17 protein-coding genes and 1 tRNA gene are annotated in these 20,999 nt (G+C 54.6%); 8 read left to right on the forward strand and 10 right to left on the reverse strand.

The window, feature by feature from the left end:
• Positions 1-8 precede the first annotated feature (8 nt).
• The gene (locus tag BMY44_RS09310; protein WP_089993135.1) at positions 9-191 is read left to right on the forward strand and encodes a hypothetical protein; all 183 of its coding nucleotides are present in this window, start codon (positions 9-11) and stop codon (positions 189-191) included.
• Here BMY44_RS09310 and BMY44_RS09315 read toward each other — a convergent pair.
• Positions 129-1,382 carry a pyridoxal-phosphate-dependent aminotransferase family protein gene (locus tag BMY44_RS09315; RefSeq protein ID WP_242650550.1) on the reverse strand — a complete coding sequence of 418 codons (1,254 nt, stop codon included), beginning with the start codon at positions 1,380-1,382 and terminating at the stop codon, positions 129-131. The two genes, BMY44_RS09310 and BMY44_RS09315, sit on opposite strands and share 63 nt — an antisense overlap.
• Before the next feature lie 133 nt (positions 1,383-1,515).
• On the opposite strand from BMY44_RS09315, the gene BMY44_RS09320 reads away from it, so the two are divergent.
• From BMY44_RS09320 to ygfZ, 3 genes are read left to right on the forward strand one after another with little or no spacing between them, the layout of a single operon-like run.
• Complete coding sequence (locus tag BMY44_RS09320) at positions 1,516-2,190, forward strand: fused DSP-PTPase phosphatase/NAD kinase-like protein (RefSeq protein WP_089993138.1); 675 nt, start codon at positions 1,516-1,518, stop codon at positions 2,188-2,190.
• Positions 2,187-3,938 (forward strand): ABC transporter ATP-binding protein, encoded by a 1,752-nt coding sequence (locus tag BMY44_RS09325; RefSeq protein ID WP_242650512.1) that lies wholly within the window; start codon positions 2,187-2,189, stop codon positions 3,936-3,938. The genes BMY44_RS09320 and BMY44_RS09325 overlap by 4 nt, the downstream gene beginning before the upstream one ends.
• Positions 3,931-4,656, forward strand: a complete 726-nt coding sequence (gene ygfZ, locus BMY44_RS09330; RefSeq protein WP_423219735.1) for a CAF17-like 4Fe-4S cluster assembly/insertion protein YgfZ — start codon at positions 3,931-3,933, stop codon at positions 4,654-4,656. The genes BMY44_RS09325 and ygfZ overlap by 8 nt, the downstream gene beginning before the upstream one ends.
• A 225-nt stretch (positions 4,657-4,881) precedes the next feature.
• Here ygfZ and efp read toward each other — a convergent pair whose 3' ends face one another.
• Positions 4,882-5,445 carry an elongation factor P gene (gene efp / locus BMY44_RS09335; protein ID WP_089993141.1) on the reverse strand — a complete coding sequence of 188 codons (564 nt, stop codon included), beginning with the start codon at positions 5,443-5,445 and terminating at the stop codon, positions 4,882-4,884.
• A gap of 227 nt (positions 5,446-5,672) precedes the next feature.
• Here efp and BMY44_RS09340 point away from each other — a divergent pair, with 227 nt between their 5' ends.
• On the forward strand, positions 5,673-5,996 hold the full coding sequence (locus BMY44_RS09340) for a DUF6280 family protein (protein WP_089993143.1): 324 nt from the start codon (positions 5,673-5,675) through the stop codon (positions 5,994-5,996).
• A 77-nt stretch (positions 5,997-6,073) separates the two neighbouring features.
• Here BMY44_RS09340 and BMY44_RS09345 read toward each other — a convergent pair whose 3' ends face one another.
• Complete coding sequence (locus tag BMY44_RS09345; RefSeq protein WP_089993146.1) at positions 6,074-6,655, reverse strand: cobalamin biosynthesis protein CobQ; 582 nt, start codon at positions 6,653-6,655, stop codon at positions 6,074-6,076.
• 48 nt (positions 6,656-6,703) lie between these two features.
• On the opposite strand from BMY44_RS09345, the gene BMY44_RS09350 reads away from it, so the two are divergent.
• Positions 6,704-8,155 (forward strand): cobyric acid synthase, encoded by a 1,452-nt coding sequence (locus tag BMY44_RS09350; RefSeq protein ID WP_089993148.1) that lies wholly within the window; start codon positions 6,704-6,706, stop codon positions 8,153-8,155.
• On the opposite strand, the gene BMY44_RS09355 is transcribed toward BMY44_RS09350, so the two are convergent.
• The 3 genes from BMY44_RS09355 to BMY44_RS09365 all read right to left on the reverse strand — a co-directional run bounded on the left by BMY44_RS09355 (position 8,152) and on the right by BMY44_RS09365 (position 11,295).
• Positions 8,152-9,150, reverse strand: coding sequence for a hypothetical protein (locus BMY44_RS09355; RefSeq protein WP_089993151.1), 999 nt, complete (start codon positions 9,148-9,150; stop codon positions 8,152-8,154). The genes BMY44_RS09350 and BMY44_RS09355 overlap by 4 nt on opposite strands.
• Positions 9,151-9,236: 86 nt before the next feature.
• Complete coding sequence (locus BMY44_RS09360; RefSeq protein WP_089993154.1) at positions 9,237-10,601, reverse strand: TolC family outer membrane protein; 1,365 nt, start codon at positions 10,599-10,601, stop codon at positions 9,237-9,239.
• Between the two features lie 40 nt (positions 10,602-10,641).
• Positions 10,642-11,295: a protein-L-isoaspartate O-methyltransferase family protein gene (locus tag BMY44_RS09365; protein ID WP_089993156.1), complete on the reverse strand. Its 654-nt coding sequence runs from the start codon at positions 11,293-11,295 to the stop codon at positions 10,642-10,644.
• A gap of 133 nt (positions 11,296-11,428) precedes the next feature.
• Here BMY44_RS09365 and BMY44_RS09370 point away from each other — a divergent pair.
• Together BMY44_RS09370 and BMY44_RS09375 are read left to right on the forward strand one after the other, a co-directional pair.
• A tRNA-Cys gene (locus tag BMY44_RS09370) sits at positions 11,429-11,502 on the forward strand.
• 235 nt (positions 11,503-11,737) lie between these two features.
• On the forward strand, positions 11,738-13,150 hold the full coding sequence (locus tag BMY44_RS09375; protein ID WP_242650513.1) for a site-specific integrase: 1,413 nt from the start codon (positions 11,738-11,740) through the stop codon (positions 13,148-13,150).
• A gap of 159 nt (positions 13,151-13,309) precedes the next feature.
• Here BMY44_RS09375 and BMY44_RS09380 read toward each other — a convergent pair whose 3' ends face one another.
• The 4 genes from BMY44_RS09380 to BMY44_RS09395 all read right to left on the reverse strand — a co-directional run bounded on the left by BMY44_RS09380 (position 13,310) and on the right by BMY44_RS09395 (position 20,408).
• Positions 13,310-14,224, reverse strand: a complete 915-nt coding sequence (locus tag BMY44_RS09380) for a DUF5655 domain-containing protein (protein WP_089993162.1) — start codon at positions 14,222-14,224, stop codon at positions 13,310-13,312.
• Positions 14,225-14,379: 155 nt separating this feature from the next.
• The gene (locus BMY44_RS09385) at positions 14,380-17,010 is read right to left on the reverse strand and encodes a DEAD/DEAH box helicase family protein (RefSeq protein ID WP_089993164.1); all 2,631 of its coding nucleotides are present in this window, start codon (positions 17,008-17,010) and stop codon (positions 14,380-14,382) included.
• A complete protein-coding gene (locus BMY44_RS09390; RefSeq protein ID WP_089993167.1) occupies positions 17,007-18,944 on the reverse strand; it encodes a DNA methyltransferase in 1,938 nt (645 codons plus the stop codon). Before BMY44_RS09390 ends, BMY44_RS09385 begins: the two co-directional genes overlap by 4 nt.
• Positions 18,945-19,070: 126 nt before the next feature.
• A complete protein-coding gene (locus BMY44_RS09395) occupies positions 19,071-20,408 on the reverse strand; it encodes a hypothetical protein (RefSeq protein ID WP_089993170.1) in 1,338 nt (445 codons plus the stop codon).
• Positions 20,409-20,999: the final 591 nt, after the last annotated feature.

The raw sequence follows: 20,999 nt of genomic DNA on the forward strand, positions 1-20,999 counted from the left end.
GAGCCCGCATGCAGGACAACCACCCCAAGGCCGCCGAAAACTATACCGATGCCTTTCTGTGGAGCTTCGGTCTGCTGCTGTTCATGGTGTTCTTCGTCATGACAGCCTTCGTCGGCATCATCTGGGCGCTAATCACAGCATTGACGCTGAACCGCGGGATGACGTTCTGGGTGCGACGCCGCGACCGGTGAAGCGTCTACTTTTGCGGGCTTTTGCGCAATGACGCGTGCCGCGGCATCAAGTGCGCCTGCACCATGGGGCAGATCAAGCGCCAGCAGTCCGGCCTCGATCGTTCCGACCACGCTCATCATCATGTGTGCGTTCACATGCCCCATATGGCCGACCCGGAAATAACCGCTTGCGGGTTCACGCCCCAGCCCGATCCCCAGTGTCAGACCGGTGTGTGTTTCCGTCCATGTCCGCAATGCATCGGCGTTGTCCGCCCCAAGCCCGATGGATGTCACAGCCACCGAACGTTTGGCGCGATCCTGAATATTCAGCCACAGCGGCCCTTCGCTTTGCCATGCCTCGCAAGCGGCCCAAAGCGTCGCTGCGATTTGATCATGCCGCGCCCAGACGTTTTCCAACCCTTCTTCATTGATCATGTCCAGTGCTGCTCGCAGCCCGAAAAGATGGTGCGTCGGGGCCGTGCCATCAAACAGCTGCCAGTAACCTTCGGGGTCCGTGCGCGGTCGCCAGTCCCAATAGTGGGTGACGCAATTGCCTTGCGCTGCGTTCGCCTTGTCGTTGAAGAACACAAAGGACATGCCCGCAGGCGTCATCAGCCCCTTCTGACAGCCTGCGACCATCACATCGACGCCCCAGGCATCCATTTCGAATCTGTCGCAGCCAAGTGACGCAATGCAATCAGCCATCAGCAGCGCGGGGTGTCCCAGCTTGTCCAGCCGCGCCCGCATGCCGGCGATGTCGTTTTTCACGCTGGTCGAGGTATCCACATGCACAGCAAGCACGGCCTTGATCCTGTGATCCTTATCCGCAGCCAGCGTCGCTTCGAATTGATCGAGGTCGGCATCGCTTTGCTGCCCGTAGTCGATGGTTTGAACCTGCGCCCCAATCTTGGCCGCCATTTCGCCCCAGCCGATGCAGAACCGCCCCGTCGCAAGCACCAGCACCGTGTCGCCGCGCGACAGCGTGTTGGACAACGCCGCTTCCCATGCTGCGTGGCCGTTGCCGATATAGATCGCGACATCGTGACGTGTCCGCGCGACCGACTTCAGGTCCGGTATCAGGCTGTAGGTTACATCGTGCAATTCGCCTTCATAGATGTTGGGAGACGCGCGGTGCATCGCCCGCAGCACCTTATCGGGCATGACGGATGGACCGGGGATTGCAAGGTAGGGACGACCGTTGGCAAGAGACATCATCTGACTTTCAAAGGAATTTCAAATGGACAGTAGCGGGACACAAAGCACCGTCAACACCTTGTCCTGCTTGCCGACACCCCCCATTTCACCGTAGACCGAACCCAGTTCACACCGGAGCGCCCCTAGAACGATGTCACCAAAGCCCCAAACAGATATTGCCGACCGTAAGGCAAGCTATGGGCGTGACATTACCGACCCGACAGAGCGCCGCCGGTCCCGCTGGTATGTGCTGTTTTCAGATCACGGTATCCTGCGCACCTTCTGGACCAATTTCGGACAGGTCGCCGAAGGTGTTTATCGCTCCAACCACCCCGGACATACGCGGCTGGAAACCTATAAGAAGAACGGCATCAAGGCCGTGCTGAATTTGCGCGGCAAGGGCAAACGCGCGCCCTATCTGTTCGAGGAAGAAAGCTGCGCCGCCCTTGGTCTGGATCTGATCAGTATTCCGCTGCACGCCCGCCAGCCCGCAAAGCGTGACCACATCCTGAATTTGTTCAGCGCATTCGACACCATCCAGCGCCCGTTTGTCATGCATTGCAAATCCGGTGCGGACCGGGCGGGCCTTGCTTCGGCACTTTATCTTCTGGATCAGGGTGCCCCTGTATCGGAGGCCCGCAAAGAACTGTCTTTGCGTTATTTCCACCTGCGTTTTACCAAGACCGGCGTTCAGGATCATATGCTTGACCTTTTCGAACAACGTCAGGCCGAAGGACAGATTGGTATTCGCGACTGGATCGCAAACGAGTACGATCCAGCCGTTCTTGAGGCGAGCTTCGCCAAGAAGAAAATCCTGCCGGTATGAGCACGCGTCGCCCTTCCATGTTCATGTGGCTTTGGCGTGATTACCTGCGGCCGCACAAGTTCGTTCTGCTCGGTGCGATTGTCTTGATGATGATCGAAGGGTCGATGCTGGCCTTTCTCAGCCGCATGATTCAGCCGATGTTCGACAGCGTCTTTCTGGAAGCGGACCGCAGGATGCTGTGGATCGTCGGCTTTAGTATTCTGGCGATTTTCTGTGTACGGGCCGTCAGTTCGGCCGGTCAGAAGATCTTGATGACGAAGGTCAGCCAGCTGACCGCGGCCGGCATGCGCAGCCATTTGTTGCGCCATTTGATGACCCTCGACAGCGGCTATCATCAGGTTAATCCGCCGGGCCAGTTGATCGAGCGGATTCAGGGTGATGTCGGCGTCGTGAACAGTATCTGGACCACGCTTCTTGTGGGGATCGCCCGTGATCTGATCGCTGTCGTCGCCCTGTTTTCTGTCGCCCTTGCCGTGGATTGGAAGTGGACGCTGATCGCGCTTGTCGGGATCCCCTTTCTTGTTCTGCCATCGCTGATGGCGCAGGCCTATGTGCGCCGCCGGTCGGGTGATGCCCGCGAATTGGCGGGGCGCATGTCCACGCGCCTTGACGAGGTGTTTCACGGGATCAATCCGATCAAGCTGAACGCCTTGGAAACCTATCAGTCCGAACGCTATGACGCGCTGACCTACGGGCGCGTGCGGGCCGAGGTGAAGGCCGCGTCGGGTCAGGCGGCGGTGCCTGCCCTCATCGACGTAATGACTGGCGTCGGATTTCTGGGTGTGCTGATTTTCGGTGGTGGCGAAATTATCGCCGGCGAAAAGACCGTTGGTCAGTTCATGTCATTCTTTACCGCGATGAGTCTGGCTTTCGAACCGCTGCGTCGTCTGGGCATGCTGAGTGGCAAGTGGCAGCAGGCCGGTGCGTCGATGGAACGGTTGCAATCGGTCCTGGCCGAAGAACCCACGGTTCTTTCACCCGCCACTGGCACGGCGGCACCGGTTCAAGCGCCGGACATCAGGTTGCAGGACGTTACGCTGGAATATGGCGATCTGCCGGTGCTGAAAGGTGCCAATTTTACCGCCAAGGCGGGGAAAACGACGGCGCTGGTAGGCGCGTCCGGCGCGGGCAAGAGCACTGTCTTCAATGTGCTGACAAGGCTTGTCGATCCGTCAGGCGGTGAGGTGCTGATCGATGGCATCCGCGTCGCTGCGATGTCCCTGCCCGATCTGCGGGCGTTGTTTTCGGTCGTGGCGCAAGATGCCGCGCTGTTTGACGAAAGCCTGCGCGACAATATTCTGCTTGGCCGCACGGATGTGCGCGATGAGGATCTACAGGCAGTTCTGGATGCCGCACATGTCACCGACTTTCTGGGCCAGCTGCCAGCGGGGCTGGATAGTGCTGCGGGTCCACGCGGGTCTAACCTTTCGGGTGGACAGCGCCAGCGCGTCGCCATTGCGCGCGCCCTACTGCGCAATACCCCGATCCTGTTGCTGGACGAGGCGACCAGCGCGCTTGATACCAAGTCCGAAGCTGTTGTTCAAACGGCGCTGGAGCGGCTTGCCAAGGGACGCACAACCCTTGTCATCGCACATCGTCTGTCCACCATCCGCAACGCCGACAGTATCGTCGTGATGGATCACGGGCGGGTCGTGGACCAAGGCACACACGAAGAACTGCTGGCCCGTGGCGGCATCTATGCCGATCTGCACCGTCTGCAATTTTCACAAGAGGATACCGATGCGTAAGGTTCTAGCCCTGACTGGTGCGGATCGTGTGGAGTTTCTGCAGGGTCTGGTTACGAACGATGTCACAAAGGCTGACATCGTCTATGCGGCACTGCTTACCCCGCAAGGCAAATTCATCGCGGATTTCTTTGTGATTGCAAAGGCCGACCGCCTGTTGATCGACGTGGCGGAAACCCATGCCGCGCCGCTGTTCCAGCGGCTGACGATGTATCGTTTGCGTGCGGATGTGCAGATCAGCGAAACCGACCTTGTCGTGTCACGCGGTGTTGGCGATCCACCGGAAGGAGCGTTAGCTGATCCGCGCCATCCAGCCCTTGGATGGCGGCTCTATGGTGATACGGACATGTCCGATGACACCAATTGGGACGCGCTGCGCGTGGCCCACCTTGTCCCAGAAACCGGAAACGAATTGACGCCGGAGACCTATATTCTTGAAGCCAATTTCGAGGCGCTGAACGGCGTTGATTTCAAGAAGGGTTGCTTTGTCGGTCAGGAAATCGTCGCGCGCATGAAGCATAAGACGGAACTGCGTAAAGGTCTTGCGCGCGTCAGCGTGACAGGCACCGCCGAACCGGGTGCTGCTATCACCAGCGATGGCAAGCCCGTGGGCACGCTGCACACCCGCGTTGGTGACAATGCCCTGGCCTATCTGCGCTTTGATCGCGCCACATCTGATATGCAGGCAGATGCCGCGACCGTCCGACTTGTTTCGGATTGAATCGATGCCGGACAGGTTTGGTAACCTGCCGTTAACCTTAAAGCATTAGAGCATGAGGTGTGGTGCCAAAACGGCGCTGCGTCACTGTCAAAATGACAGTGTGTATTGTTGAAAGGTTTGCGCCGTACGCGCGCGCCAGACGTTGCAAAATGTGATGTCTGCCTGGGGTTCAGATCATGCGGGCGCGCGCGGAAAGCGCGCTGCCCGCATGAAACCTGTCTAAACTCAGGCCCGTTCGACGTATTCGAATGTCTCGGTGTTCACGATGATATCTTCGTCTGTACCGACAAAGGGAGGAATCATCACGCGTACACCGTTATCGAGTATTGCTGGCTTGAAGCTGTTCGCGGCGGTCTGACCTTTGACGACTGGCTCTGTCTCGACCACCTTGCAGGTCACTTTCTGAGGCAGGCTCACGCTCAGCGCTTCCTCGCCGTAGTATTCGATGTGCACGACCATGCCGTCCTGCAGGAATGGCCGGCGTTCGCCAAGAAGATCGGCAGGCAGGGCGATTTGCTCGAATGTGTCGCTGTCCATGAAGGTCAGCATGTCATCTGCTTCGAAAAGGAACTGCTGGTCTTTCTGATCAAGGCGAATCCGTTCGACCTTGTCGGCAGAGCGAAAACGTTCGTTCAGCTTGCGGCCGTCACGCAAATTTTTCAGTTCAACCTGCGCAAAAGCACCGCCTTTTCCGGGTTTTACGTGGTCAATTTTCACTGCGGCCCAAAGGCCACCATCGTGTTCCAGCACATTGCCGGGACGAATTTCATTTCCGTTGATCTTTGGCATGGGTCACTTCGTGTCAAAATTATGGCGAAAGGTTGATGAAAGATTGTCGCCGCCTATATCTTGGAGGGTAGGCCTAGGCAAGACGACTAAATCCGGTATCTTTATGGCGTGAGTTATGCATAAATTGCATACCTGCCATTCCAAAAGAGAGCCCCCGAATCGGTTGTTTCCATGCATATTGGCCATCACGCCAGAACCACAAGACCAAAAAGAACAAAGGATCCAGAATGAGAGATTTCGTCGACGGGACTGCCTTCAATAACGAACAAGGCAACCGCTCTCGCAAACTGTTCGCCGCTGTCGTACTGGCCGCTTTGGACGACGCAATCGCAGATGACAAGAAATACGGAAACGGACCAGAGCAGATCGCCCGCTGGGCACGGTCGCGCGATGGCCGTGAAGTACTGTCTTGCGCCGGGATTGACCCTAACGAACGTGTCGTGGAAGGCCTGATGGAATTCGTGGGCAAAGGTGTCCGCACATCCGTCGCCCTGTCACGTGAAGAAAGCGAACGCCGCAATGCGGCTGAGCAGGAAGCGAAAGCAGCCTGAGTTCGCCACGCAGTTGACCGTATCCGGTCACCAAAAAACGCGGTCCTCTGCTCGGGCCGCGTTTTTTGTTGCCTGACCTAGACCCCGCCGAAGAAGAGCATCCACACGATCACCGGTGATATCTGCAAAAGCGCCGCCGCCGCAGTCGCGACCCGCATCGCCGGAACATGTGCGTAGCGTTGCCAGAGCACAAAGCAGCAGCCCAATACTGCTGCCACTTCGACCGGCCCCACGATGTGGCCGTAATAACGTGTGTCCCAATAGCTGACAGGGCTGATGAATTTCCAGTTCGTTACAGGCCAGAAATGGGCGCGCGCATCATCGTTGTGCAGCGGGAAATCAAGCAGCAGGTGAAGAAGCGCGGCCGCACTGAGCGCGATAAAGACCTTTGACCGCAGCATCGCCGCAAGGCCAAGCGCGATGCCCCACAGCACGAAGGAATTGTCGATCCTGAAGATCCGCTGCCATTCCTCTGAGTAGTACATTTGTCCGAAAACGATTTCCGGATCAGTTCCCAGCACAATCAAATGCCAGCCGGCCAGAACATAAAGCGAAAGGTCAGGAATCAACGCCCCAGCCGCCGCGGCCAGCGTTACCTTGCCTGAATCGGCCCGACCGAAGGCCGTGATGCCAAAAATGAGATGCGCCGGTGTGTTCATTCTTTCCTCGCTCCTGCCCTGCCGCTATCACGAACCTAGGGGGTGCCGATGACAAAAGCCATTATGATTCAGGGCGCTGGCTCGAATGTCGGAAAGTCGATGCTGGTGGCCGGGATCGCACGCGCCTGGACGCAGCAGGGCCTGCGGGTTGCACCCTTCAAACCGCAGAACATGTCCAACAATGCGGCTGTCACGATTGATGGTGGCGAGATTGGAAGGGCGCAAGCGCTGCAGGCCATGGCCGCCGGACGTGACCCGATTGTCGATATGAACCCTGTCCTTTTGAAGCCTGAAAGCGAGATTGGTGCCCAGGTCGTGGTGCAAGGCCAGCGGCTTGCCACGGTCAAAGCGCGCGAGTACGGGAAAATGAAGGCGACTTTGTTGCCGAAAGTCCTGGAAAGCTTTTATCGGCTGGCCAAGACGGCAGATGTCATCATCGTCGAAGGTGCGGGTAGTCCGGCAGAGGTCAATCTGCGGGCGGGCGATATTGCGAACATGGGCTTTGCCAGCGCCGCCCGCGTCCCCGTGGCCTTGATAGGCGATATCGACCGTGGCGGTGTCATCGCGCAACTCGTCGGCACGCACGCGGTTTTACCCGAAGACGATCGCGCATTGATCAAGGCCTTCGGCATCAACAAGTTCAGGGGTGATACCAGCCTGTTTTCCGAAGGGCTGGAGATCATAACGGCCCGCACCGGTTGGGCGTCCCTTGGCATCGTGCCCTGGTTTGCAGATGCGTGGAAATTGCCCGCAGAGGACGTGATGGACATCGCATCGCGTCCCGGTGGCGGGATCAAGATCGCGGTGCCACGGCTGAATCGGATTGCGAATTTCGATGATCTGGATCCGCTGTCGGCGATGCCGGAGGTCACTGTGGATGTCGTTCCGGCAGGCCGCCCCCTGCCCGCAGATGCCGACCTGATCCTGATCCCCGGGTCCAAGTCCACCATTGCAGATCTGGCGCATTTCCGTGCCCAGGGGTGGGATATCGACTTGCAGGCTCATGTCCGGCGCGGTGGCCGTGTGCTCGGTATTTGCGGGGGTTACCAGATGCTGGGCAAGACGATCATTGACGCGGACGGCATCGAAGGGGCACCCGCGACTGTGCAAGGGCTTGGATTGCTGGATGTCGTGACAGAGATGAAGCCGGAGAAGCGATTGGCGCTGACAGATGCGACCTATATCGCAACTGGCGACAGTGTCGCTGGGTATGAGATTCACATCGGCCAGACCGATGGTCCGGATCGTGCCCGCGCGTGGCTTGACGTCGATGGTCGATCTGAGGGCGCAACGTCACCCGATGGGTTGATCCGGGGGTGCTATCTGCATGGTTTGTTTGCTGCTGATGCGTTCAGGTGCGCATTCCTGCAAGAGCTTGGAAAGCCGGTTAACCAGTCGCAATACGGGGCAACCGTTTCACAGACGCTGGATGATCTGGCGGCGCATCTTACGGATCATATGGATCTGGCGCGGCTTTTCGACCTTGCCGAAGAGGTCTAGTCGAAGTCCTGGCTTGTGATCACGCGGTGGATTTCGCGCCGCACCATTTTGCGCACATTGCGTGTGATCCGTTCGCCCATTTTTCCCTGCAGTTCGTCACGCACGATCCGCATGACGATCTGCCGCAGCGCTTCTTCGTCTACGACACCTTTGTCGCCAAACAGATAGGCGTCGATGTCTTCGTCCGCACCGGTCTGTGGCAGGTCAGGGGCAAGTTCGTCGCCGTGATCGACATCTGTGTCGTCTTCCTCGACGGAGGCGGAGGCTGACTGCGGTGCATGCATGAAAGTGACACCAATACGCGAGAAGGTGTCACCGAATGCGGGTTCATCGGTGTTGGTTTCCGGCTCTGGCGCGGGCGGTTCGGGCGATACCGACTGCTCGTCCTCTAGTATGAGCGGTTCGGGCGACGCTGCCTGTGCTTGCACTGCCGCGAGTGGTTCGGGCGATGTTGCCTGTTCTTCCTCTGGCGCGTCAGCCTCGACCGGGTTCACATCCACGCTCTCATCAATAGCAGGAGCGGCATAGCTTACCGTTGCCCAAGTCGGGACGGTCTTGACCTCGCTGCCATCAGGTTCCCATTCGTCGGGCTGAGCAATCACGGCGGCTTCAAGTTCCGCGATTGTCGCCTCTAGGCTGATCCGGTCGGACAGTGTGGCAGCGGGCGTTTCGGCCTTTTGCGCTATCGTATCGGTGGCTTCGGATTCGGCGTCTTCGGCTGGCATGTCTAGGATCAGGGTCGTATCGTCCAGATCGGCGTCTGTCACCGGTGTTGTCCACACGTCCTCTTCTTGCGCGACGGACGCAGGCGATTCTGCCGTGTCATCAGGCCCGCCGACACGCAGTGCCGGTGTCAGAACGAATTTGTCGCTTGGAGAGTCTTCGGGTTTTTCAACGGTTTCATTGGCGGAACGGTCCTTGTTTCCTAACGAAACAAGTCGTTTCACGGAGGACAAAATATCCTCTAATTCGACTTTCGTAACCGGGTCGGACATTCGTTGATCCTGCTTCATCCTCATCGTGACTGTAACCCGAAGGCACCGCCCAAACAACCGATACGAATGATCTTAATGAACGCGACCTAGTTGTCGCCAATCGCGCGCAGAACCCGATCAAGTGCTTGTCCCTGTTCCGAGACCACTACCGGAGCGTCCTTGACCAGATTGTAGTAAGCTGCGGGATCGTATTGCTGCACCGGAAGACGCAGGTGTTCAGCCGTCAAAAGCCCCATCGCGGCCAGAAGCGAATAAGATGCAACCACCTCATCCGCCTGTGCTGCGATCGTGTTGGCACGCGCATCAAGCAATTCCTGTTCGGCGTTCAGCACATCAAGGGTTGTCCGCGCACCTAGCGTCGCTTCTTCGCGCACGCCGCGAAAGGCGACGGTCGCAGCGCGGGTTTGTTGATCGGAGGCCTGACGGGACGCACGAGCCACTTCGAGGAAAGAAAACGCATTGCCGACCTCCTGTTCAACGTTATGCCGGACGATGTGCAGACCGGCCCGTGTCGCATCGCGCCGCGCCATGAATTGACGCACCTGCGCGGACAAACGACCGCCCTGATAGATCGGGCCGGACGCCGTAATGCCGATAGAGCGCCCGTCATTGAGATCACCATCAACACCCACCTGCCCGTTCAGCGTCACGCGCGGATTATAGGCTGCTTCCGCTCGCTGGATGTTCAGCTCTGCGGCTGACACCGCGTGCCGTGATTCAAGGATGCTGGGGTGGTTGCGGACGGCGAATGCCTTTGCATCCGCGATCCCGCGGGAAACAGGTGCGGGGCTGGCCGGCGTCGGGTTGCTTGGTCCCCGCCCGACAGCGACGCGGAATTCCTCGGCTGAACGCGCCAGATTACCCTGGGCTGCCGCGAGCAGGCTGCGTGCAGCAGCAAGCCGGGCTTCGGCCAGAGCCACGTCTGTTCGTGTTACTTCACCGACATCAAACCGGTCCTGCGCTGCACGGAATTCCTGCGTGATCAGACGCACGTTGTTTTCGCGCAATGCCACGAATTCTGTATCGCGCCGCACATTCATATAGGCCTGCACCGCGCGCAGCAGCACCTGCTGTTCGACGTTGCGCAGGCTTTGACGCGTGGCGAGGACGGTTTCTTTTTGCGCCTCGATTGCCAGTTTGTTGCCGCCGCCATCATAGAGCACGAGTTCGGCAGAAATCTGCGCCGAAAGCTGGATCAGGTCCGCACCCTGCGCGCGCGGTTCCTGTGCCTGAGCGTTCGCTGACCAATTGATCACCGGTAGCGTCGCCGCAACGGCGACTGCGACATCTTCGTCCGCTGCCCGCAACAGAGCGCGGTTCTGTTCAAGCAAGCCCGAATGTTCGTATGCATATGTCAGTGCATCGGCTAGCGTTTCGGCCTGCGCGATCGCTGCGCTGAATGTCATCGCAATCGCTGCTGTGACCGCAGATATACTTTTGCGAATTGTCATTCCCTGTCCTCTCGAATGGCTTGCTTGGAAACGCAGTTAGTTACAGTGCAAATGCCGTGTCTTTTTCAAACCCTGCAAGCACCGGCGCGCCTGCATTGAACGCAAAACGCCAGCTGATGGCCCCGTCAATCTTGTGGCCGATCCGCACAACGCCCAACGCGTCTTCGGCGAATATGGCCGCGATACGTCCGCCTTCGCGCAGTTGATCGGCAAGTCCGTCAGGCAGCACCTCGATCGCGCCTTGCAGGATAATGATATCATAAGGACCTGATTTCGCAGCACCTTCCGCCAACACGCCTTCCATGACAGCGGCATTGTCCACACCGTTTTCAGACAGTGCTGACTGCGCGTCTGCCGCGCGCCCTGCGTCATCTTCCAAGGCCACCACGAACTCGCCCAACCGAGCGAGGATCGCGGTCGAATATCCAAGTCCGCATCCGATATCAAGAATGACATGTCGTGGTTCGATTGCCAGTGCGTCGATCATCTTGGCCAGCGTGCGTGGGTCAAGCAGCGTCCGCCCGTCACCAAGGTCTAGATTTTCGCCGACATAGGCAGCCTCGCGTAGTGCGTCAGGCACGAATGCCTCGCGTGGCACATTCAGCATGGCGTCAATGATCGGGAATTTCGTCACATCCGAAGGCCGGATTTGCGTATCAACCATCATCGTGCGGCGGGCGGCGTAGTCAGTCACGTGCGAAACTCTTTCGTTCAGGATCCTGGGATCGTGATGCCACACTCGGATCGCAGCGGCAACGAAAGATCAGTGCCGCGCGGCATCTTGCACGCAAGTGTGGCATCGTATATCTCCCGCCTAGCACCAAGGCGGCGAGTTGGCGGAGTGGTGACGCAGCGGATTGCAAATCCGTGTACACCGGTTCGATTCCGGTACTCGCCTCCATTTACTTATAAATCAATGGGTTAGCAGCTAGATAGTCGAGTGTGACACAAAGTGGGACACACACCCAATGATGCTGTCATCCTATCTATCCCCTTCAAGACACGGGGTTTTCTACTTTCGCTGGCCACTCCCTGCATTGGAAGGCCACCCAAGAAGAACAGTTAGATTTTCATTGCGGACGCGCTGCCCAGATCGGGCTGGCGATTTGGCCCGTCATCTTGCATCCTGTGGACGATTGATACAGGAAAACAAGACTTTGGCTGGACTGCGACAAGACGAGATACGCGAAAAAGTACAAGCCTACTTCAAGGCACAACTGGACCAGTACATGAATTGGCTGGACCGGAGGGGCTTGTCAAAGAATGCTTTGGTCGATGTTCGCGAAGAAATGCTGGACCATGAAACCTATGTCGATATGGAAACAGCGCATCCACAATGGCTTCCTGTGGCTCGCTTCAAGCGTAAAATGGAAATTTCTGATGCCGATTGGAACGCCAGCCAGCCCCGCGCCACGATTGAGCTAAGGAAAGGTCGCCGTGATATGCTCAGGCGCGTTCTAGAAGCCGCTGAGCGCCTTGAACACTATTCCTACACCGACACCCCTGCGACAGCGTCCACCCCGCCTGCACCCGCCCTTCCAACGTCTTCGCCTTTGGGCGCGGCGGTGGATGATTTCATTGCGGAATACTCTCGGCAATGGGCGGTCAAGACAATTGGCCAGAACCAAGCTTATCTCAACATTCTCATAGAATACTTCGGATCAGACAGACTTCTTGGCACCATCACTAAACAGGATGCCAACGCGGTTAAGAAAGTCTTGCAAGCGTTGCCCGCCAGCCGAAACACAAAGCCAAAGCTGAAAGCCATGCCATTGATGGAAGTCATCAAGGAGCCGGGACACCGCAAGATCGCGCCTAAGACAATCAACAGTCACATACAGATGTTTAAGAGCTTTTTTGACTGGGCAGAGCGGCATGGCTACGCGCCGCATACACTGTTTGACAAGATGAAGGTCGCAAAGGCGAAAAATAGCGATACAGAACGCAAACCGTTTACGCCTGAACAAGCCCATTTGATCTTTGCAGAGTTGACCGACAACGCGACTGGGCTTGTGCGCAAAGACAGCCACAAGTGGGGAATGCTTCTTGGTATGTTCACTGGCGCACGTTTGAACGAGATTTGCCAACTCGACATTGCCGATGTGCAGCAGGACGGCGAAACTTGGTTCCTCAACATAACTGACGAAGGCGATGACAACAAAAGCGTTAAGTCACAGGCTGGTCGCCGTAAAGTACCTTTGCATTCGGCATTAATCCAACTTGGCTTTCTCGACTTTGTTGCAAGTCGAAAGGCAACCAAACGCTTATTTCCAGAATACAGCTACAGTGCAAATGGCGGCTATGGCCGCAACTTGGGGCGCTGGTGCAATGAGAGCTTTTTGCCCAAGCTGGGCATCAAACAACCGGGACTGGTTTTTCACAGTCTACGGCACACAGTCGTTACGCGACTAGGCCAAGCCAGTGTGCCAGAACCGATCATCCAATGCATCGTCGGACATGCCCGGTCAGGCGTGACCCAAGAAGTATACTTGCGAGAAGGTTACGCGCTGGCACAACTCAAAAAGGCCATTGATCAGTTTGATGTTTAATCAACAAAGTCAGCGCCCGGTAGGTACTCGGCTGCTTCTGCCAAGCTTGTACCGCTGAGAGGCTTACGGAAGAGTCGATGCTAGAAATGTCGTCTTTCCTAAAATTGGACCTAAAATCTCACCCCTGAAGTGATGGGTGTGAGACCTCCCACGCAACTGCTATGATGCGTTGTAAGACTGCAATATCAATTCTTTTGCCCGTTCAAAGTCATCGTGGTCTTTCACAGTAACTTCCAAATCGCCTGTGCCAAAATGCCCTACGTTGCGAACATCGCGCGTGAACCCTTCTTCGAGGCCGTCAATCATCGCAATTACTTCTGGGTCAACTTTTAAATATAGACGCACGACATTGATCTGCGGCTTGACTTCGACACAGGCGAAATTCTTGATCCGCTTAAATGCAAAGTAGTTGTTTAACGTCTTTTGAATTACATCGTCGCCTAACCCCAGCAAGAATGACTCGATATCGGCATAGAGATTTGACAGGTCTTCCCCCGCATCCGCCAAACTCTGAGTGTTGGTCTTGTATTTGGTTGGCTTCCCATTTGCCGCGAAAGCGACTGGCTGCGTCTTCGCTGAGACGGATGTAAGCAAGTCAAGCAAAATCATGTCTTCACCGAACCCCCTGTAGCGGATCAGTTCGATGTTTCGGCCCATTTGTTTGACTGCGTGTTCGTCATACTTGTTGAAATCGGCAGCGATACAGATAAGCCGAGGCGCACTCCACTCAATTGTATCAGCGGTCGTTTTGTCCAACTTGTCACGTACAAGGAGTTCAAAATCACTTCGGTGGTCCATCAACCAGTCCAAGTAGAAAAGCCCTTGGTTGATTATGTTGTCACTGCGGTCACGCTTATACTCGATGATTACCGGGAAGCCATTCTCATCCATCCCGAGAGTATCCATTCGTCCACCGTTAGAAGTGACAAACTCTGAGGCCAAAAAACGAACGCCTAACAGTGTTTCGAGGTTTTTCTCGAAAAGGGTTTGCAGCGACTTTTCTAATGGGGAGGCTATCCCCGACAACTCGATGAGCGTCTCGTCTTCTTGTTTAAATAGCTTAATGTCACCCATGTCGTTTCCTAATTTTCCGGTGTTTGGCTTGGTTGCCACCCCGCCCATTCTTCAAGCATCTTATAAAATGATCACTTAACCTAATTTACCCCGGTTGTGGGGAGGAAGCAGCATCAAACCATTGAGCTACTCACATATAGACAGTGGGGGCGATTTTACGCCTCTATAACCTGATCCTCAAAAGCTGCTTTGAAATCGGTATTGGTTTGTCCCGTCTCATTGAAGAAGGGCAATCCAAGAACGGTATAGTCTCGGCCCTGAAAAACCGTTTCAAGTTTCGCCTTTGCTTTTATCTGCTCAAGAAAATCCTGTTTCCAGTCATCTTGTGGGCGCAACTGGTCGCCCTTGGGTTCGATGAACAGCTGCAAGATCGTGCTGGCCTCTTGCCCCTTCTTCCTTAGAAATAGAACGAAGTCCGGTTCAAATGCGCGGCCGGTGCCGAAGTCGTACAGCTTCACTGCCTTTTCGTTTCGCAGTAAGTAGAAGTCGTCATAGTTTCCGCGCAACTGGGCTTCTTGATCGTGCATGTACTTGATGAAGTGCTTTTCCTGATCTGTACCGTAACTGTCATCAAAAACGTGCCAGTCCTTGATAGACAGGTCTATCTGGTCCAAGCCCTGCACTTGGCTTTCGCCATTTACCCAACTACGACCAGTCTCGCCTTCAAGACGTATTTTGAGGGTATGGTCTTTGAAGCGGTCGCTGATCCGGTAGGGTTTGAAGTCCTTAGTGCCGACAAACTCTACACTTTCACGTTTCACACCGCCTTCAATCTGGTTCAAGACAAACTTCGTGATGTTTAGCTTTTCGCGGGCTGGCAAATCTTCCAAGTCACTAGGCAAACCACGCACAGACACAACAACACCGCCAAGGTAGGCCTCGGACAATATGAAGTCCGATGCACCGCCCAGTTGTGGGAAGTAATGCTTCAAGTTTGCGAAATGGAAAAACGGGTTAGCATCCATTGCGAACGTCAGAATAGCTTTAGCAAAGTCCACAAGCTTGAAGTCCCGTGAAATTGGCTCTTTACCCAATGGTTTCAGCGTCAACTGGCCACCACCAAAAGCCGAACTTTCAGTTACACGACCTGTCATTAAGCTTGGGTAGGCGAAGTGCTTCTCAACACTGTATGTTTCAAGCCCGTCCACTCCCTCACGGGTGTTTTTTACACGTTCATTCACCCAGATATGTTCTGACTGGTAGAATGACGACTGCTTGAAGCTGTCTTTCAAACGTACTGTGACTGTTCGTGCATTATCGTCCAGCATACCCGTCTCACGAAGCGCGTTGCGGATGTCTTGGATATAGCGAGGATTGTGTGAACAATGGTAATGTAGTTCCTCCAAGATACGCAAAGGATGGTCCACTGCACTGTCATACTTGCGCTTTTCGCGAACAGCATCCGGTTGATCAGGGGCAACAAACGGAAAGTACCGCGCACCACGTCCAATCAACTGAGCCTCAGCCATTGTGGTTTTCCCAACCTTGTTGGCCTTGCCGTCACGGGTATCGTAGAGGCGTACAATGTCGAAGAGGTTCAATACGTCCCAACCTTCGTTTAGCTTATCTACCGCAAAGATCACCCTTATCTCATTGTTCCGATCTTCAAGCGCGTTCAGCTGTATCTGTCTCTTTTCCAAATCTTTGGGGTTGTTGACGTTCACCACCTTCTCAGTCGCAAAATCACTCTTCAGCTCAAGGGCGAAATCAGCGGGTTCCATGCCCCTTTCGTCCATGATGAAGGCAAAGGCGCTAGAAAGGGTTTGATCGCCTTCAGAGGCCGCCCTGAGGGCCTGCAGGGCATCTGCAGACAATCCAGCAACCATCTTTGCAAATTCAGCTTCGTTTTCGCCGCTTTCCTTGATGGTCTTAGACTTCATCAGGATCACGGACTTGCAATGCAGACTATGTACCTCTGCTACCTTGCGACGATATTGGCTAAGAACAACCGCTTGCAGCATTCGCTCTGCGGGGGGCAAGTCAGCTTGTCTAAGTTCTATGTCTTTCGAATATCCGTCCTCACGAAACTGTCGCAAAGAATAGTCATACAAAATCTTGTCGTGATACTTGGCACTTATCGCTTCATGGGTCAGGTCCACTGTCGCAGTAAATTCTAACAACATATTCTCAGGGTGCTGTTCGAAAATTTCGGATACTGTCCCTTCCCAGCTTGCTTTGTCCTTCTTCTCACCTTCTGTCAGCGACTTCTTAGTCTCAGCATTCAAGTGATGCGCTTCGTCGGAAATCATCACCACTTTATAGTCGCGAAAGTCTTCAATCGTGACAGCGTTTTCCTTAGGGGCCTGCATTCGGGTGTGCAGTCCTTGGATCGTCGTGAAGTGGATGTTTATGGCCTCGTCACTCACAGCGTCGAAAGTGTCTACTGCACGAATGTCTACCAACTTGCCATCAATACGGACTTGTGGTGCGAACAAGTGCTTGGCAGATGCAGGATTGAGAAAGTTCTCTTTGGTCTTTTCGATGATCTGGCCTGAGTTCACGAAAAACAAGAAGTTGCGATAGCCGCGTCGATAAAGATCAAGGATCAATGCGGCCATCAGAACCGTCTTGCCGCTTCCTGTGGCCATGTGGAAAAGCAAGTGTGGACGACTCGGCCTATTCGGAAACTTGTCGATGTAAAACAGCCAGCGCTCAAGTGCAGTCACCTGATATGGCCGAAGTTCAATTTGCTTGGCGAGGTTGTCCGTTATGTCATCGGGAATTTCAGTCTTGAGCAGACCAAACTTGGCAACTGCGTCAATCTCTTGGCTTAGGCTTTGGGTCATTCCGCTATTCCGTAGAAAGAGCGGGTCGCGGCGGCGTCTTCTTCCGAGATGTCGTAGGCTTCATCCCCAAGTGAGCCAAGATTGACATAGAGGTGGTTGGCATCAAGGCAGTCCATCAACACGTGCTTGGCGTCGTCCAGCGGAAGCGCTGCAAAGTCGTCGGTGTCAAAAGCGCTTAGATCCACGTCATAGCGCAAGTAGCCCGTGGCCTGAATGTCGGCATAGATCGTTTGCAGCGAGGCCATATCCGTGGCCGCTTCGATGCGGTTGGCAAAGGTAGAGTTGGAGGCCGCAAGTTCGGCATAGACAAATGATCCGCCGCCTTGCCATTTCACATCTTTGGAAACACCGCCTTGTTCACCGGTGATGACATTGTGCATCCGGCGCTTGGTCACATCCTCGATGTAGTCCATTTGCTCTATTGCAAGCCAACGTCTCCCCATCTTGTGTGCGACAGCTGAAGTCGTCCCTGACCCCACGAAGAAATCCAGAACGATGTCGCCTTCGTTAGTGCCAATGTGGAGTATGCGCTCGATCAGTTTTTCGGGCTTTGGCGTAAAGTCGGACGCAGCATCTGCACCGATGTGTACCTGCAATTCTTTCTTTGCCTTCTCATTGGTACCGGCTTCTGCGTGAGGCCACCATGTCCATGACTGGATACCCCTCTCCTCTTTCAGATACAGCTTCTTGCGCGGTGCGTTGGTACCTTTTTCTCCAAACCAAATGCGCCCATCGTTGTACAGCTTCCAATATTCCGGTTCGGTTGCGCCCCAGCATCGGCCTTCTGGTGGCCAATGTTCATCACCGGATCGACTGACGATCTTGTAAATCTGGTCTTGTCTGCCCAATACGCCATTCTTCTTCTTATTCTGAGCGGAGAAGTCTCGGTGAACCCAGTCACCATTTTTGTCATTATCGCGATTAGAATATTCGGCACGTTGCTTGTCGGTCAGCGGCAGTCGATTAGCGTTTTCCTCAAAAACCGTTTTGTAAGTGCCATTCTCGCGCTTGGTCGTGCTCACAGTCTTTGCAAACACCAAGATGTTGTCGAATCCATCTCCAAGAACAACGCGGTTGTCGGGCGAAGTACGCTTTTGCCAAGCAATATGCGCAACAAAGTTCTCTCGCCCGAAAACCTCATCACCAAGTACCTTGCAGTAGTGTGTTTCGGTCTCATCAAGCGTAATGAAGATTGCACCGTCACGGGTAAGAAGTTCGCTAGCAACCTCCAGACGGCTACGCATAAACGTCAGCCACCCCGAATGATTGAACCGGTCATTGTAGCGAAAACCATCTCCGCCTGTGTTGTAAGGCGGGTCGATATAGACCAGCTTCACCTTGCCCGCATAGCGCGCTTTCAGCGAATGCAGCGCCAGCAGGTTGTTGCCCTTGATCAGCAGGTTGTCGTCCTCGGACACCGCGCCCACGGGCTTGGCGTGCCCCTCTGCCACGGCATCAGCATCCCAGCGTTCCCAGCCGGTCAGAACCTTGGGTTCAAACAGCCGCGTGATGTCGTCCGGGGCCAGTGTCGTGTTCCAGAACACCTCTTGCCTGCCCTTGTCCTCTTTCGTCATGCCACCTTCCAGCACACAATCCTTGTAGGGCCACGCCAGCACCACATCGCGCGACTGGCTTAGGTAATCGCCGCGCCCATCGGTCAGGCCAATCCGGTTCTTGAAGGCGGTATAGCTGTCGGGAAGGAAGGCTTTGTTGGACACGAAGTCCTGAAACTTTACCTTGTCGAACACCAGCGCACCCGACACCGGTGTGAAGAAGTGCGACTTGATCGTCTCGGACTGCATCAACAGTTCCAGCAAGCGTGGGTCCATATTCAACGCTGCTTCAACCACTGCATTCTTGAGGATAGCGCCGTCAGAGATAAACGCTTGGTCCGACTGCAAAAGCGATGTCAGATCATCAAGAAGGTTTTGCATGGCATTGGTTCCTGTCGCGCTTGGTATTTTTGACCTTTGTGCCTGACAGGCTTGAGAAAATCCAGCGGCCAAGCATCCCCAATCCTTATTTGCCCCAGTAATGGGGAAATTGGTTTTATTAAGGGGTTATGACTTGCCCACATATAGAGGGAGTGTGATTTTAACATGTGGTGTCTGACCATGCTTTGATAGGAACACATCCTTCATCACTTGAACCAGCTCATCTTGAAGATGTTCTTGCACCATGAAGGCATCATGGATTGGGAGGATGGGAAATCCTTGATCTACAAAGTGCAGCATTACCAGTTCAGCGAGATCGCTTTCATCCCGTTGTAGTTTCATGCCTGTGTTTTGGCCAAGCAAACCTTGCAGCATTGGGAACGCATCATACACAGATTGGCGAAAAGCATCAGCAGTCATACCATGCTTGTCTTCATCAAAGTTTCTAGGTTCTTCTGTGTTTCCACTTTTCGAGTTTAACAAAGCTGCAAGTGTGGTCTTGGCATGACCGCGCAACTCCCTGCTTTGTGAGACACCAGCGATAAGCGAATAGGGATCATCAGGGATTGGGTGTCCTGCTTTTGCCAGCAACACAGCAGCATTGAAGCCCCGATAGTCCGCTTCAACCGTGGGAACACCATCCAAGGTTATCAAGCGTCGGGCATACTTCCTAATGTACTGCCACCATCCACCGTAGAAGCGACCACCAGTCTGAAAATCTCCATAGTGAAATTGGCGGTGCAGGTTGATCTTGCCACCAATGAAGTCCGGCTTCCTATCATGCAAAGTGAGCGCTCGGGACGTTGATATGTCAGTCTTGCACAACAACTCGTTGATCCGGTCAAGGTTGAGTCGCATTGCGTTAGTTTCATCGGTGTCTTCGTAAGCGGATAACTGACCATCACTATTCTTTAACAGTATTGCCTCATCAGGCTTCCCAATGCGAAAGTCACGTAAAGTCAAATCGTCGACTTCGAGATCACGTGCAGCTTCATCAGTGATCAAAACTCTTGTCGTTTGGCCTTCACCTGCAAAGTTGTAACCCTTCTGTTCAATCCGCATCAAACCGAACTTTATCAACCAGTCTTGTACAGTGATGAACCGATTTGTTGTCATATATTCAGGTCGATAGCGACGTTCACGGTCTAACCGGCCCTTTCGCCGACCAATGCCAACCAGCATATCCTTGTGTTTGCAATAGGCCCGCAACAGATTGGCCATTATTACGTTAGCCACATCGATAAAGTGCTGCTGCGTCTTTACGCTTGGCATTCGTTTGTCAAAAGTTGCCATCCAAGCCACGCAAAGATCATCAAGCTTATTGTCTAAGTTGTTCTGGACATCTTCATTGATCATCCGAAGATGCGGTTCGAATGCCCAAGATTGACCCTTAAGCTGATTGGGCAAGTTCTGTATTTGCTCTTCACTTAGAAATTTCCGTAAGACTCCGTAGTTATCAGCCATTCGCAAAAATCTGACACAATTTTCCGTGCCCCTATATAATACGCTCGCTGCGCCACCTTCCCCCGTACCCCATCAGCTGGACAAGACCAAGGTACGCCTCCCACTCTACTTTTCCTAGATACTTTGAAAGACACAAATACGCTTTACTTTTGGGTAGCCCTACCAGACCGAAAATTCGGTCGACGTGCAACGCCCCCCGGTTGACAGAATTGCGTTCTTGAAAGCATAAGTGTGACACGAAGTGCGACACACAACTCAACCTCGCACTCGATTTATCAAGCCTTCCAATGGCTTAGGGAAATGGTAGCGGGTCCGGTACTCGCCTCCAACAAAATCAATGACTTGCAGGGTAGCGTATGTTTAGTGCCCAAAGAGTCTAAACAAATGTCTAAACATTCTGTTTTTGTTCTGTTCTCATTTGCTGTGCGCTAATGGCCCGAGTGCGCTGACTGACCTTCTTGGTGTAGCGCAGACCAATCGCCAGACTCTGCCCCGTAACTGTCGCGATTGGGTCATCGTCACAGCCAGCTTCCAACAGTTAGCAGGCGGCCTTGTAGCGCCAACTATGAGTAGCATTGTCGAGCGCCCGAT

It is taken from the genome of Cognatiyoonia koreensis, from assembly GCF_900109295.1.
In the GTDB taxonomy this organism is placed as follows: Bacteria; Pseudomonadota; Alphaproteobacteria; order Rhodobacterales; family Rhodobacteraceae; genus Cognatiyoonia; species Cognatiyoonia koreensis.

What these genes read in the sequence shown, in the direction of transcription:
- BMY44_RS09310 (WP_089993135.1), top strand. Translation starts at nt 9, where the DNA reads ATGCAGGACAACCACCCCAAGGCCGCCGAAAACTATACCGATGCCTTT.
- BMY44_RS09350 (WP_089993148.1), top strand. Translation starts at nt 6,704, where the DNA reads ATGACAAAAGCCATTATGATTCAGGGCGCTGGCTCGAATGTCGGAAAG.
- BMY44_RS09360 (WP_089993154.1), bottom strand. Translation starts at nt 10,601, where the DNA reads ATGACAATTCGCAAAAGTATATCTGCGGTCACAGCAGCGATTGCGATG.
- BMY44_RS09345 (WP_089993146.1), bottom strand. Translation starts at nt 6,655, where the DNA reads ATGAACACACCGGCGCATCTCATTTTTGGCATCACGGCCTTCGGTCGG.
- BMY44_RS09340 (WP_089993143.1), top strand. Translation starts at nt 5,673, where the DNA reads ATGAGAGATTTCGTCGACGGGACTGCCTTCAATAACGAACAAGGCAAC.
- BMY44_RS09380 (WP_089993162.1), bottom strand. Translation starts at nt 14,224, where the DNA reads ATGGGTGACATTAAGCTATTTAAACAAGAAGACGAGACGCTCATCGAG.
- BMY44_RS09325 (WP_242650512.1), top strand. Translation starts at nt 2,187, where the DNA reads ATGAGCACGCGTCGCCCTTCCATGTTCATGTGGCTTTGGCGTGATTAC.
- BMY44_RS09390 (WP_089993167.1), bottom strand. Translation starts at nt 18,944, where the DNA reads ATGCAAAACCTTCTTGATGATCTGACATCGCTTTTGCAGTCGGACCAA.
- BMY44_RS09385 (WP_089993164.1), bottom strand. Translation starts at nt 17,010, where the DNA reads ATGACCCAAAGCCTAAGCCAAGAGATTGACGCAGTTGCCAAGTTTGGT.
- ygfZ (WP_423219735.1), top strand. Translation starts at nt 3,931, where the DNA reads ATGCGTAAGGTTCTAGCCCTGACTGGTGCGGATCGTGTGGAGTTTCTG.
- efp (WP_089993141.1), bottom strand. Translation starts at nt 5,445, where the DNA reads ATGCCAAAGATCAACGGAAATGAAATTCGTCCCGGCAATGTGCTGGAA.
- BMY44_RS09395 (WP_089993170.1), bottom strand. Translation starts at nt 20,408, where the DNA reads ATGGCTGATAACTACGGAGTCTTACGGAAATTTCTAAGTGAAGAGCAA.
- BMY44_RS09320 (WP_089993138.1), top strand. Translation starts at nt 1,516, where the DNA reads ATGTCACCAAAGCCCCAAACAGATATTGCCGACCGTAAGGCAAGCTAT.
- BMY44_RS09355 (WP_089993151.1), bottom strand. Translation starts at nt 9,150, where the DNA reads ATGTCCGACCCGGTTACGAAAGTCGAATTAGAGGATATTTTGTCCTCC.
- BMY44_RS09315 (WP_242650550.1), bottom strand. Translation starts at nt 1,382, where the DNA reads ATGTCTCTTGCCAACGGTCGTCCCTACCTTGCAATCCCCGGTCCATCC.